The 12,689-nt window shown below is 37.2% G+C and carries 15 protein-coding genes; 10 read left to right on the top strand and 5 right to left on the bottom strand.

Translation table 11 applies throughout. The annotated features are described in order from the left end of the window. Window positions 1-221: 221 nt before the first annotated feature. From HGD76_RS12880 to HGD76_RS12830, 10 genes are all read left to right on the top strand, one after another. Window positions 222-476, top strand: a complete 255-nt coding sequence (locus HGD76_RS12880) for a ribbon-helix-helix domain-containing protein (protein WP_168694548.1) — start codon at window positions 222-224, stop codon at window positions 474-476. 58 nt (window positions 477-534) lie between these two features. Further along, window positions 535-765, top strand: coding sequence for a hypothetical protein (locus HGD76_RS12875; protein WP_039200252.1), 231 nt, complete (start codon window positions 535-537; stop codon window positions 763-765). Further along, on the top strand, window positions 755-1,018 hold the full coding sequence (locus HGD76_RS12870) for a type II toxin-antitoxin system RelE family toxin (protein WP_053540729.1): 264 nt from the start codon (window positions 755-757) through the stop codon (window positions 1,016-1,018). Before HGD76_RS12875 ends, HGD76_RS12870 begins: the two co-directional genes overlap by 11 nt. 574 nt (window positions 1,019-1,592) lie before the next feature. Beyond that, a complete protein-coding gene (locus HGD76_RS12860) occupies window positions 1,593-1,832 on the top strand; it encodes a hypothetical protein (RefSeq protein ID WP_039200256.1) in 240 nt (79 codons plus the stop codon). Next, a complete protein-coding gene (locus HGD76_RS12855) occupies window positions 1,822-2,160 on the top strand; it encodes a type II toxin-antitoxin system PemK/MazF family toxin (protein WP_039200251.1) in 339 nt (112 codons plus the stop codon). Before HGD76_RS12860 ends, HGD76_RS12855 begins: the two co-directional genes overlap by 11 nt. Window positions 2,161-2,211: 51 nt before the next feature. Continuing rightward, window positions 2,212-2,448 (top strand): type II toxin-antitoxin system PemK/MazF family toxin, encoded by a 237-nt coding sequence (locus HGD76_RS12850; protein WP_148760587.1) that lies wholly within the window; start codon window positions 2,212-2,214, stop codon window positions 2,446-2,448. Between the two features lie 1,066 nt (window positions 2,449-3,514). After that, entirely contained in the window at window positions 3,515-3,880 is a 366-nt protein-coding gene (locus HGD76_RS12845; protein ID WP_148760589.1) for a Lin0512 family protein, read from the top strand. A 111-nt stretch (window positions 3,881-3,991) separates the two neighbouring features. Further along, a complete protein-coding gene (locus HGD76_RS12840) occupies window positions 3,992-4,330 on the top strand; it encodes a hypothetical protein (RefSeq protein ID WP_148760591.1) in 339 nt (112 codons plus the stop codon). 75 nt (window positions 4,331-4,405) lie between these two features. After that, on the top strand, window positions 4,406-4,945 hold the full coding sequence (locus tag HGD76_RS12835) for a PM0630 family protein (RefSeq protein ID WP_148760593.1): 540 nt from the start codon (window positions 4,406-4,408) through the stop codon (window positions 4,943-4,945). Between the two features lie 52 nt (window positions 4,946-4,997). Continuing rightward, window positions 4,998-5,678, top strand: coding sequence for an SDR family oxidoreductase (locus HGD76_RS12830; protein WP_168696027.1), 681 nt, complete (start codon window positions 4,998-5,000; stop codon window positions 5,676-5,678). 44 nt (window positions 5,679-5,722) lie between these two features. Here HGD76_RS12830 and HGD76_RS12825 read toward each other — a convergent pair whose 3' ends face one another. The 5 genes from HGD76_RS12825 to HGD76_RS12805 all read right to left on the bottom strand — a co-directional run bounded on the left by HGD76_RS12825 (window position 5,723) and on the right by HGD76_RS12805 (window position 12,637). Then, window positions 5,723-7,561, bottom strand: a complete 1,839-nt coding sequence (locus HGD76_RS12825; protein WP_168696026.1) for a bifunctional serine/threonine-protein kinase/formylglycine-generating enzyme family protein — start codon at window positions 7,559-7,561, stop codon at window positions 5,723-5,725. 319 nt (window positions 7,562-7,880) lie between these two features. After that, window positions 7,881-9,524, bottom strand: a complete 1,644-nt coding sequence (locus HGD76_RS12820) for an acetolactate synthase large subunit (protein WP_148760599.1) — start codon at window positions 9,522-9,524, stop codon at window positions 7,881-7,883. A 114-nt stretch (window positions 9,525-9,638) separates the two neighbouring features. Continuing rightward, on the bottom strand, window positions 9,639-11,006 hold the full coding sequence (locus HGD76_RS12815) for an NAD-dependent succinate-semialdehyde dehydrogenase (protein WP_168696025.1): 1,368 nt from the start codon (window positions 11,004-11,006) through the stop codon (window positions 9,639-9,641). Window positions 11,007-11,219: 213 nt separating this feature from the next. Next, the gene (gene ylqF / locus HGD76_RS12810; protein WP_015080811.1) at window positions 11,220-12,101 is read right to left on the bottom strand and encodes a ribosome biogenesis GTPase YlqF; all 882 of its coding nucleotides are present in this window, start codon (window positions 12,099-12,101) and stop codon (window positions 11,220-11,222) included. A 98-nt stretch (window positions 12,102-12,199) separates the two neighbouring features. After that, a complete protein-coding gene (locus HGD76_RS12805) occupies window positions 12,200-12,637 on the bottom strand; it encodes a VOC family protein (RefSeq protein ID WP_148760605.1) in 438 nt (145 codons plus the stop codon). Window positions 12,638-12,689: the final 52 nt, after the last annotated feature.

Raw genomic sequence — 12,689 nt, 5'->3', positions numbered from 1 at the left:
CGGAAAGTTTTTTTCCAGAAAGATATAGAGGCATTGGTCTAAACATATCACACAAATTGGGAAAATGTCAATAAGAGAAAGATCCCCGACTTCTTTGAGAAGTCGGGGATCTGAAGATTTAAGGGGTTTCATTACCTGCTGGTCGGGTTTGGTAGTGCGATTGTAGGGACATAATGTTATTATGTCCTTAAGTTATCTGATTTTAAGAAAGGATTTTACCAATGTTAGAAAAGCTAATTTCACTTTCGGAAACAGAAGACCAAATTTTGCAAAAAATATCTGATAATCTTGGCATTTCCGAAGAAAATTTAATTCGTCAGGTTTTAACTGATTTTTTGGCAAGACAAGCAGATGAACTTAATGAACAAACTTGGTTAGATCCTGTTACAAATAACCCTAGCCTTGCTTTTCTTCATGATCCAGAAGAAGATATTTATACCCTGAAAGATGGACAACCTGTAGCTCATGAAGGGTAAAATCGTTATCAAACAGCGAATAGCGATATGATAAGAATAGTTATGAGACATATAGATTATGAATACAACTCAAATGCGTAATCAAGTCAAACAAAATATTGATAAATTATCTCCAGAAAAACTAATAGTTATTGCTGAATTTTTACGTGATTTACTTAATGATGAAAATGAAGATGCAACAGAAGAATTATTAAAAATTTCTGGGTTTGAATCTGCTTTTGAACAAGCAAAACAACAAGTTCAAGAAGGGAAGGTAAAAGATTGGCGGATGATTAGAGATGACGTATAAAGTTCAATTATCATTAGAGGCAGAAAAAGTTTTTGCTAAAAGCAATAAAACCTTAGCGAAAAAATTAGCAAGATGTTTTCAAACACTTGAAGAAAATCCTAGTTTTCATCCTAATATTAAGCCATTAAAAGGTAATTATTCAGGTTATTATCGTTATCGAGTTGGAGATTATCGAGTTGTTTATTCCATTGATGATGAAGTAGTTTTGGTTAATATTATTCTGATCGCTCATCGTAGTAAGATTTATGAGTAACATTTAGTTTTTGGGTAATAACAAGCGATTTCTTGTGGCACAATTGATAGTAATAATGATCACCCAATTGATAGAGGTTAATCCATGCTAAAAACTGTTCAGGGAATTTATAAAGATGGAAAAATCCAACTTGCTGAAATACCAAGGGACTTCCAAGAAATAAATTATCCTGATTAACGAACCACAGAGGCGCAGAGGACACAGAGGAATAAGGGTTTGAGAGATTTTTGCGTTAGGTGGTTGAGTATTTTTTTATTTGGAAGTCCCCAAAGGACATTCACGAAGGCACTGTATTAGTTACATTTCTAGAAAACAAAACTAGAACTTGGTCAAATCTAATTTTGCAACATCAAGGTTTTGCAGATAGTATTACTTTTGAGTCCTATCGAGACGAATTGCTGCCACCTGATGAAACCATATTTTCAGTTTAATATTTTTAATTGAATTTATGCAATATTTACTTGATACTTGTGTAGCTAAATATCGCTAAATTGTCCGCGAGTTACTAATTTCTCATGCGACAATAAACGAGCCAAATAATGTTAGAATAAAATCACCCCTCTTAGATTTAGCTATGCGTGCGATTGAAACCACTGGTATCCTAAATACCCAAGGGCAAATCAAACTTGATCATCCCATTCCCCAAGCTAAGGACAGGGTTGTGCGCGTCATTCTTTTAATGCCAGAAGATGAACTTAATGAACAAACTTGGTTAGATGCTGTTTCCAATAACCCTAGCTTTGCTTTTCTGCATGATCCAGAAGAAGATATTTATACCCTGAAAGATGGACAACCTGTAGCCTATGAAGGGTAAAATCGTTTTAATTCAATTTCCCTTTGACGATTTATCTTCCAGTAAAGTCCGTCCTGCCTATTGTCTAACCAATACAATTGGAGCATATCAGCACATTATTTTTGCCCTCATCACCAGCCGTATTCCCGAAAATCCCCTTCATACAGATATTATTCTCAGACCAGAAAATCCAGATTTTATTATGAGTGGTCTTCGTAAATCATCAACCATCAGACTTGATCATTTGGTAACACTTCGATCCTCACTTATTCAGCGTGAGCTAGGCTTATTATCGTTAAAGACTCAAACCTTAATTGTGGATATTTTGTGTGATATTTTACATTCCTAAAAAGCGTTCTGAGATTAACCCATACTAAAAACTATTCAGAGTATTACAGAGATGAATAAACGGTTGCCAAGTCGTTTAGGAAAGCTGCGCTTTCCTCTTGTTTTCGTTGTATCAATGACAACAGATAGAGGGCAAGAATGGGCTGGGAACTCCCCTGATTTATATATGCAATTTTCGGCTGGTGTCGCTGGATTAAAATCACCGTCAATTGCTTTATTAGATCAAGTGCGTGCAATTGATGTTTCTCGGATTGTGGCATATCGTGGTAGTCTGACATCAGACATATAAGTTTTTTCAATCTCTCTTTTTCAAAAAAATCACATCCTTGTGTTTATTGAGAATATTCTGAGTTAATTCTCAAGATTATTGAGAATGGAATCAATAAGCTAACGAATTTGCTAGGGTATTGACATCTTGAAATTTTGTGCTATTGTCAAGATATATAATTAGCAGATTTGTATATTCAAAATTGATGTTCCAAAATCCAGGGAATAAATTCCCTGTCTTATAGCTAAAGTCGGTTAAAACCGACTATTGAAAACATAAAATTTTATTTTCTTAGTTTTATTGAGTATAATTTGTGATAAATTAATCACGACTGATTAGGAATTGGTCTCAGATATAATTCAATTGCTTCTCTAAGATTGTTTTCTAACTTAACGGGTGACAAGGTGGCTAAACAGCTTGTTTCATAAGGGATAGAGCCTGAAAGCCACGTTGAAAAAAGAGGCGTTTATGCGGCTTGAGAGCAATTAAGTTCAGAGCTAAATCAGCCCATAAAAAACGCCTGAGTTTTGTAACTCAAGCGTTTCCCCGTATAACTTTCTACCAATTCACTATTTTTGTAACATTTGAAACCCGCAACTTAAATAACAAAAAGTATAAGTAGTGCTAGGAAAATTGTAACAAATATAAGCTGAAGTGGTATCACTCCTTGCATTTACTAAGGATATCTCTTTTAAAATCAAATGGCTAGTGTAGAGAGTGACACTTTCTGAACTGACACTAGTTAAAAATGAATCATAGTAAATAGTAGTTAATCAAACACGGCTAAATAGTAAATAGCGCAGTATTCCTGTATAAAGATGTCAGATTTGCCATAATTATATTTGGAGAAGAGTAAAAATTTCTTGACAATTACATAAGCTAATAAGCTGTTAAATAACATCCAAATTATAGAATTACACTAGGTTCTGAGGTGGAACATGAATTTAGATTTAAGTTACATCAACGTGATGATGAAAACCGAGAATTATTGATGACAGTTTTAGCATTTGACCTTAAATTAAGAAAAATTACATAACCACCCCATACAACGTTACATTAATAGATACACAATTACTGGAATTTAACTATGCCACTAAAACGGTTTATTATCGAAATGGGAATGGGTGTAGACCAACACGGACAAGAACCAACGGTAGCAGCAGCAAGAGCAGTTAGGAATGCGATCGCTCACAATGCGTTGCCTGGTATTATGGAAGTAGCGGGCTTAAAAGATCCCAATGAAATGATTATAGAAGTCAAAATTGCCGTTCCTTACCCCGAACAAGTACGGGAAACAGAAGTATTAGCTGTTCTTCCCTTTGGTCAAAAAACCCTCATCTTAGAAGCAGGGGGAATGGTAGTTAATGGTTTAGCAATTGCTTCTCTCAACGATAAAAATGATGAAATGTTGATAGCTGTAGCCGCAGTTACAGTTTTTGTAGAAACTGCATAATTAACTTGAAAATATTGATTTCTTGGGGATTTTTTGAGTTAAAGTAGAGATACTGGGATCATCTCTGGCAGTAATTTTTCCAAATTATACATCTACATAACTCCAGCGAAAATGTCTCAAGATCCTCAAAAATCACCTCAAATCCAAGAAGTAATTGGATTAAAAGCACAACACTTTGCTGACTTAATTAGAGCCGCACAATTAGTTTTTGATCCGACTGCTGGCGTTACCGGCAGGAATGTCAAAATTGATTGGCAAGATTTTGGTATGCCTCGGAATATAGAGGATAATCTCAGAATTATTGGTGAAGAGTTTCAATATGCTTCTCCCCATGTTCCTGTTGATGTAATCTGGGGTAAATTAACCACAGAAACTCGAATTTGGTTTCTAGAAAAGAAAGATCAATTGTGGCAATTTGAAGAATTTTTACCTGCACTTGATGAAGATTAACTATTGCCAAAAATACTTTTTTCTAGTAGGATATATATATTTTGTATCCTACTTACTTACTAGAAAATAAATTTGATGAAAATTATAAATTTCCAGTTTTTATTAGTTTTGATTTCTTTGATATTGCCGATAATAACTCCGATTTCCCATAAGTCTAACATGGCTTTGGCAGGAAGTACAATAAATTATGATCAACCAATTATTAATGAGCAAATAGTTGTTAATAAGAGTGAATTTGGCGTAAAGATAGTCAACCCAGAAGGGAAAGTTAATTTTTTTCCAACAACTACAGTTCCCTTAAAAGAAGGTGATGCTTATGGTTGGAGAATTACATTTGACAACTATCAAGGTAACATTAAAGGTAAAGTTAAATGGCGGGAAGTTTTAACTTTACCACAAGCCCCCGAAACTTGGACAACAGAAAATAATAAAAATTTCTCCATATCAAAAGATGGAAAAACAGCAACTTCCACGCGCACAGTAACACCTGTGAATGGTGTAATTGAAAATTTTTGGACTATTGCTGCTGGAGATCCTTTGGGTAAACATCAAATAGAAGTCTATATTGATGAACGTTTAATTGGTACTTTTGCCTTTGAAATAGTTCCATTCTAAAATGACAGTTTTGTGCTAAATGTAAGTATAGCATCTTTTTTATAGACTAATTATGTTAATCTCATCTTCCATTTTTCTAGCTGGTGCTAGTCGCGGTGTTGGGCAAGAAATCGCTAAATATTTGATAGCACAACAAATTCAAGTTAAAGCCCTGTTGAGAACAGAAGCCGCTGCTGTGGTAGCAAAAGCAATGGGTGTTTATCCAATTCTAGGAGATGCGTTAAATGTAACTGATATTGAACAGGCAATTTTAGGAAATGAACCTATTCAAGCCGTTATCAGTACATTAGGTGGTTTACCTACAGATAATATCAAACCTGATTATATCGGTAATAAAAACCTCATTGATGCCGCAGTCAAAGCAGGAGTTAAAAAGTTTATTCTCGTAACTTCCATTGGTAGTGGTGATAGTGTGGTGGCTTTACCGCCCCAAGCTTTAGAAGCACTCAAACCAGTTTTAATTGAAAAAGAAAAAGCAGAACAATATTTAATTTCCAGCGGACTTAACTATACAATTATCCGTCCTGGTGGTTTAAAATCAGCACCAGCAACCAACAACGGAATTATCACCGAAAATCCTCAGATTGTGGGTACTATTCATCGTGCAGATGTTGCCCAATTAGTTTGTCGCTGTTTAAATTCTGATCATACTAATAATAAAATTTTCTCAGCCATAGATCGGAACATGATATATCCAGGATTACCGGAATTTGTGGAATTTAATTTAGATTAGTTGTTGTTAACTTTGAGGACTAAAGTCCTCACTACTAATTCAATTTAAACAGAAAATACTACCCGAAACCCACACATTCTTAAACCACCGTCTGCTTCATTCCAACTTCTACTAGCGCTGCGACAAAGTTCTGCCCCAAAATTCCATGCACCACCCCTTAAAACCCGACGATGTTTATCACCTCCATCTTCCCAGACATTACCATTTGTAGGTGCGCCATGATAGTTATTATGCCAAGAATCTGCACACCATTCCCAGACTAACCCGTGCATATCATATAAACCAAAAGCATTCGCAACTTCAAAATAACCAACATTAGTTGTTTCTTTCCGAAATCTACTTTTTGGTTCTACAGAATAAGTATCGCTACCGCTACAGTTAATTAAATCAGAAGTAATAGTTTCTCCAAAATGGAAAGATGTGGTAGTTCCTGCGCGACAAGCATACTCCCATTCGGCTTCACTAGGTAAACGATATTCTCTCCCAGTTTTAATTGCCAATCTGGCACAAAATTCCACAGCTTCATACCAAGAAACATTTTCGACAGGCAAATTTGCACCTTTAAATTTTGAGGGGTTAGGGGGCAATTCTTGTTGAACTGGAGGTAAAGCTGCTATGGTTCTCCACTGTAATTGGGTAATAGGATATTTTCCCATGAAAAACGCTGGAACTATGACTTGATGTTGAGGACGTTCATCATCATCACCTTCACAACTTAGAGAACCCATGATAAAATTCCCATTGGGAATTGATACCATTTCTAAAGTTGTATTTCTGCCTAGTTCTTCTTTAAAATATTTAGTATTCCGTCTATCACGGTTAACTTCTCTCCCCGAAGTATCTACGGTAATTACATAAAAATCAAAGTTGGACAAGGAAGGTAAGGGAACAGTAATTTTTGGGGAAGGTGAAAGTATTAATGGTGGTTTAGGAAAGGAAGAAAATTTAATGACTACGGGAGATTTAGGAAAGTTCAAATCATCCAAAACATCCATTGCTGATTGATATCTATCATGTGCAAAATGTTGGAGTAACTTATCTAGGATTTGCTTTAATTCATCACTAATAGTAATTCCTTTGATTCGTAAACGTTCTTCCCATAACCATTTAGCATTCATGGCATCATAAAGATGATCTTGAAGTTGTCCATAATCATTTTGTAATGGCAGATCTTGAGTTAATAAGCGTACACAAGTGACACCCAAGGCATATAAATCACTTGCTTGACAAGCAAACCCAGCCATTTGTTCAGTTGGGGCATAACCAAGGGTATAAATAGCTGTTGCTTGTCTAGCTATACTGGTTTGAGTAACTTGTTTCGCACCTCCAAAATCAATTAATACGGGTTTTCTATCACTATCTCGACGCACAATGTTTTCTGGTTTGATATCGCGGTGAATTACATTATGTTTGTGAACAAAATCTATAACTGGTAATAAGTCAGCTAAAAGTTGCCGAACTTGGGTTTCATCATAAGCTTGATTTTGCAGTTCTTCGAGAAGAGTTTTCCCAATAATAAATTCCTGTACTAAATACAAACTGGAACCTTGTTCAAAGTAAGCTAAAAGTCGGGGAATTTGGGCATGGTTTTCTCCCAAATCGTAGAGTCTAAAAGCTTCTTCTCTGAAAAATTCCGCTGCTTTGGCACGTTGTCCAGTTCCCTGAACTTGGGGGAAAAATTGCTTAATTACACAGGGTGCATTCAGTCTATCTACATCTTCAGCAGCGTAGGTTCTGCTAAATCCACCTTCACCTAATAACCTCAAAACCCGGTAACGGTTTCGCAGCATTTCCCCAAAATTACTTTCTTGACAACTCAGACAAGATTTAGAGGTTTTCGGGTTGAAGGGGTTGGAACAATTGGGATTTTGACAAATTTGCATGAATGTTGAGAAAATAGCATCTTTTCAAAATTCATCCCCAATATTATTAAGTTGTCTAAACTATGATTTATTTGATTTCAATGATTATTGTGATTAAAATTATAGGTAATCATAAAAAATCATCTTGATCACAAAAAAATCTAAACTATGATTTATTTGATTTCTATGATGATTATGATGTATATCACAAAAATCACAGTTAAGACGATTTATTTATGAATAACACTTTCAAGTTGAGAAATCTGTGATGTTTGTTGCTGAAAGTTAATACAAAAAAAATTGTCAGCAGGGGACGGAGTTTCCCCGCCCCTACAAATATTTAAATTTCGCAGCTTAACTCACCGGCTTTTTTGGTAAACCGACGGTTTTCTCGATAATCTACCCGACAATCTATCACCGCTGGTACATCTTGTGCCAAAGCTTCTTTAAGTAGGGGAACAAAGTCTGCTACAGATTCCACTCGATAACCTTTTAATCCCATACTTTCAGCAAATTTGACAAAATCAGGATTACCAAAATGGACAAAAGATGAGTTACCAGCCCCAAATTGGTTTTCTTGTTTCCACTCAATTAAACCATAGCCACCGTCATTAAAAATCAGGGTAACAAATGGTGTTCCTACTCGCAAAGCAGTTTCTAATTCTTGACAATTCATCATAAAACCACCGTCACCAGTGGCAGCGACAACTTTCCGATCTGGATAAACTAATTTTGCGGCTAATGCACCAGGAATCGCAATACCCATGGCAGCAAAACCATTGGAAATAATGCAAGTATTGGGACTATGACAATGATAATGTCTAGCAATCCACATTTTATGGGCGCCAACATCAGAAATTACAATATCATCTGGTCCCATAACTTGCCGCAAGTCATAAATTAGTTTCTGCGGTTTAATGGGAAATTCATCATCGTTGGCATATTCTTCGTAATCAGCGCGAATGTTAGAACGTAAGCTAATAGAATAGGGATTGGGTTTATTGTGTCTGTCTGCTAATTTTAATATTTCATTAAGAGAATCAGAAATATCGCCAACTATTTCTACTTGGGGAATATAACTACTATCAATTTCCGAAGAAGTTGCCGCAATATGGATAATAGGAATTGTCCCTTCTGGATTCCATTTTTTGGGGGAAAATTCAATTAAATCATAACCAATTGCTATGACTAAATCTGTACTATCAAAGCCGCAGGTAATGAAATCTCGTTGTTGTAATCCCACAGACCAAAGTGCTAAGGGATGAGTATAGGGAATGACTCCTTTACCCATAAAAGTATTCACAACAGGAATATTCATTTGGGTGGCAAATTGCGTAACTGCATCACTAGCATGGGCGCGAATTGCTCCATTTCCCACTAAAATGATGGGATTAACGGCTTGGGAAATTGCCCCAGCAGCGGCGCGAATACTGGCAAAGGAAGCATAGGTTTTTTCGCTATTATCCTTATTTAAAGGTTTGCCTTCGACAGGCATGGCGGCAATATTTTCTGGTAAGTCAATGTGAACAGCACCGGGTTTTTCTGTTTGCGATCGCTTGAAGGCTTTTCTCACAACTTCCGGTGTAATACTCGGTCTGACAATCTGTTTATTCCACTTAGTAACTGGGGCAAACATTGCCACCAAATCTAAATATTGATGGGATTCAATGTGCATTCTATCTGTTCCCACCTGCCCCGTAATTGCCACCAATGGCGCACCATCTAAGTTAGCATCTGCCACCCCAGTCATTAAATTAGTTGCCCCAGGACCAAGGGTAGAAAGACATACTCCGGCTTTTCCTGTTAACCTCCCATAAACATCAGCCATGAAGGCTGCACCCTGTTCATGACGGGTAGTAATAAATTGAATTGAGGATGTTTTTAAAGCTTCCAAAACGTGCAAATTCTCTTCTCCAGGGAGTCCAAAAACATATTGAACTCCTTCGTTTTCTAAACACTGTACTAATAATTCTGCGGTATTCATATCATTTCCTCAAAATAAAAAAATATCAAAATCACCAAATCAAGGCATAAATAAAAACCAATTATCTGCCTTTATCTGCGTCCATCTGCGTTCATCTGCGTTTCAAAAAAACAATCATTTCACCCAAACTGTCTTGATATTCACAAATTCATGTAAACCTTGAATACTCAACTCCCTACCGTAACCAGAACGCTTAATTCCCCCAAAAGGTAAACGAGGATCTGATTTAACCATGCTGTTAATAAATACTGCACCAGCTTCAATTTCTTGAATTAGGCGATTTTGTTCTTCTGTATTTGTTGTCCATGCACTTGCACCCAAACCAAAGGGACTATCATTAGCTAATGTAATTGCTGCTTCGATATCAGGAACTCGGAATAATAATGCCACTGGGCCAAAAAATTCCTCTTGGGCAATTGGTGTATCTACAGGAATATCTATGATAATTGTGGGCGGATAAAAGTTCCCCGACATTTCTGTTAACGGGTGTCCACCTGTGAGGACTTTACCACCACTTTTGACCGCATTTTTAACTTGTTCGTCTAATTCTTGGAGAATATCAGGAGTTGCCAATGGTCCCAAATCTGTATCTGCTGCCATTGGATTACCAATTTTCAGGGCTTGAAATTTTTCTAACAGCAATTTTTCAAATTGATCAGCCACAGATTCAGCAATAATAAAACGTTTCGCAGCAATACAAGATTGTCCATTATTTAACATTCTTGCTGTTACTGCGGTGCTAACTGCTGTTTCTAAATCGGCACTTTCTAAAACAATAAATGGGTCACTGCCCCCCAATTCTAAAACAGTTTTTTTGATTTGTTTCCCAGATGCAACGGCGAGGGATACACCGGCTGGTTCACTACCTGTCAAGGTTGCGGCTTTGATGCGATCATCAGCCATGAGATTGGCAACTTGAGAAGCACCAATTAATAATGTTTGAAATACACCTGGGGGAAAACCTGCACGGCGGATAATATCTTCGATCGCCAGGGCGCACTGTGGCACATTGGAAGCGTGTTTGAGTAGCCCCACATTGCCTGCCATGAGTGCTGGTGCAGCAAACCGGAAAACTTGCCAAAATGGAAAATTCCAAGGCATGACAGCGAGAATTACCCCTAAAGGTTGATATTTTACAAAACTATGACTAGCATCGGTTTTGATGGTGACATCAGCTAGAAAACTAGGGGCATTTTCGGCATAATAACGACAAACCAGGGCGCATTTTTCAACTTCTGCGATCGCCGCTTTTAATGGTTTACCCATTTCCAGGGTCATCAATTTCCCTAAATCTGCCTTTTCTTGGTCTAAAATAGTTGCTGCTTGTTCTAACCAGTGCGATCGCTCTATAAAACTCGTCTGACGGTATCCTTCAAAAGCCTTTCCTGCCAAATCTAACTTAGCAACAATTTCTGTATCATTTAGTGGCTCAAAAGTTTTGAGCGTTTCCCCAGTGGTGGGATTAATGGTAGCTATAGCCATTACCTGACCTCCCATTAAAAAATAGTTTGAGGTAGCTTTCCAGTCTTACACACATTCATCAAAGAAGCTAACACGAAAATTGACTTCGAGAGAAAATAATCAACAATAGTTTTGCGGGGATAATTATTTATCTTTCCTCACTACAAACTTTGAATTATTCAAGCCGTCCTACTTAGTTTTGACTTTTACTACCAGATAAATACAAATTAGCGGTTACATTGGCGGTAATTCTAAAGATATATTTCCAAAAAATCCTTTCCGAAAATCAGTGATCATTTGTCTGGCTGCGCGTTCTACATCTCCTTTATAGCGATGCTCTGCTAAAACTTGTAAATATTCTTCTCCTGTATAAATGATGGAATCGAGATCATATCGTGTAAGTAATGGATGTGGTGGTAATGAATTAGAATGCGTTTCTTGAAGTTCATTCAGTATATCTACGAAGGCTGCGGCTATCAGTTGATTATCATAAGCTGCTTCACCGATATCATCACAAATAGCTAATTTGATGGCTGCGGCTTGGCTGTCAAGTCTGGCAGGAATAACACCAGGAGCATCTAGTAATTGTAGCTGATCAGAAATTCTTACCCACCGCAGTTGCCGGGTAACACCTGGACGGGCTGCGCTTTCTACAACTCGCTTACCAATTAAACGGTTAATTAAAGCTGATTTACCGACATTGGGAAAGCCAATCACGACAGCCCGAACAGGACGGGGTAACATTCCCCTATCTGTGCGGCGTTGGTTAAGTTCTATACCCGCTGCTTGGGCAGCTTTGGTAATGGCGGTGATACCTTGACCATGTTGAGCGTTGGTAAAATATGGAACTTCGCCTCTATTTTTAAACCACTCTATCCAGCGCGATCGCACTTGTGGCAGAATCATATCTACCCGGTTCAGTACCAATATCCGTGTTTTCGTCCCTACCCATTCATTCATTTGTGGGTGATTTGTGGTTATGGGAATGCGAGCATCTCTGACTTCTAAAACCACATCAACCCGTTTTAACTGTTCTTTGAGATTTTTTTCAGCTTTGGCAATGTGGCCTGGATACCATTGGATCAGATTTAATTTGTAGTTTTGTGTTATTGACATTTATTGTTTGTTAGTTGTTAGTAGGGGCGAAGCATTTGGAAGATAAATTATCGGTCATTGCCAAAAATAGTTCTCCAAATGCTTCGCCCGTACAGTTGTTAGTTGTCAGTGGTAATAATATTTGCTTGTTCCCTGTTCCCTGTTCCCTGTTCCCTGTTCCCTGTTCCCTCTTGATGAGATTGGTGTAAAATTAATCTGTTGCCGTCGGGGTCGTAGGCATAAATTTCTTGACCGTGGGAAGCTGTAGAAATCGCTCCGGGTGGGGTACAGCCTAAAGATGTCAGGTGAGATATAGCGGTTTCTAGATTATTCACTTCTAAACACAAACTTAGCGGACTTTGGACATAAGTGACAAATTCCGGTTCGTTTGCCGATTTGGGTTTAAAAATCCCTAATTTTAAGCCAGAAATTTGAAATTCAGCATAGATATGGGGAATTAGTTTCTTTGGTTTTTGTTCTAGTAATTGAGTATAGAAACTGACTATATTATCAAAATTAACTGTGGCTATGGTGATAATTATACTATTATATTGCATATTTATTTTTACCATAGATTTGCCCCAGGAGCGGAGTTAATTCATCACCAGA

Source organism: Dolichospermum flos-aquae CCAP 1403/13F (genome assembly GCF_012516395.1).
Classification (GTDB): domain Bacteria; phylum Cyanobacteriota; class Cyanobacteriia; order Cyanobacteriales; family Nostocaceae; genus Dolichospermum; species Dolichospermum lemmermannii.
The sequence above is the reverse complement of the archived record's forward strand: the minus strand, read 5'-3'. Positions and strand labels throughout refer to the sequence as shown.

Excerpts from the sequence above, each read along its gene's own strand:
- HGD76_RS12820 (WP_148760599.1), bottom strand. The coding sequence starts at position 9,524 with ATGAATACCGCAGAATTATTAGTACAGTGTTTAGAAAACGAAGGAGTT.
- HGD76_RS12855 (WP_039200251.1), top strand. The coding sequence starts at position 1,822 with ATGAAGGGTAAAATCGTTTTAATTCAATTTCCCTTTGACGATTTATCT.
- HGD76_RS12840 (WP_148760591.1), top strand. The coding sequence starts at position 3,992 with ATGTCTCAAGATCCTCAAAAATCACCTCAAATCCAAGAAGTAATTGGA.
- ylqF (WP_015080811.1), bottom strand. The coding sequence starts at position 12,101 with ATGTCAATAACACAAAACTACAAATTAAATCTGATCCAATGGTATCCA.
- HGD76_RS12870 (WP_053540729.1), top strand. The coding sequence starts at position 755 with ATGACGTATAAAGTTCAATTATCATTAGAGGCAGAAAAAGTTTTTGCT.
- HGD76_RS12880 (WP_168694548.1), top strand. The coding sequence starts at position 222 with ATGTTAGAAAAGCTAATTTCACTTTCGGAAACAGAAGACCAAATTTTG.
- HGD76_RS12825 (WP_168696026.1), bottom strand. The coding sequence starts at position 7,561 with ATGCAAATTTGTCAAAATCCCAATTGTTCCAACCCCTTCAACCCGAAA.
- HGD76_RS12845 (WP_148760589.1), top strand. The coding sequence starts at position 3,515 with ATGCCACTAAAACGGTTTATTATCGAAATGGGAATGGGTGTAGACCAA.
- HGD76_RS12830 (WP_168696027.1), top strand. The coding sequence starts at position 4,998 with ATGTTAATCTCATCTTCCATTTTTCTAGCTGGTGCTAGTCGCGGTGTT.
- HGD76_RS12835 (WP_148760593.1), top strand. The coding sequence starts at position 4,406 with ATGAAAATTATAAATTTCCAGTTTTTATTAGTTTTGATTTCTTTGATA.
- HGD76_RS12875 (WP_039200252.1), top strand. The coding sequence starts at position 535 with ATGAATACAACTCAAATGCGTAATCAAGTCAAACAAAATATTGATAAA.
- HGD76_RS12815 (WP_168696025.1), bottom strand. The coding sequence starts at position 11,006 with ATGGCTATAGCTACCATTAATCCCACCACTGGGGAAACGCTCAAAACT.
- HGD76_RS12860 (WP_039200256.1), top strand. The coding sequence starts at position 1,593 with ATGCGTGCGATTGAAACCACTGGTATCCTAAATACCCAAGGGCAAATC.
- HGD76_RS12850 (WP_148760587.1), top strand. The coding sequence starts at position 2,212 with ATGAATAAACGGTTGCCAAGTCGTTTAGGAAAGCTGCGCTTTCCTCTT.
- HGD76_RS12805 (WP_148760605.1), bottom strand. The coding sequence starts at position 12,637 with ATGCAATATAATAGTATAATTATCACCATAGCCACAGTTAATTTTGAT.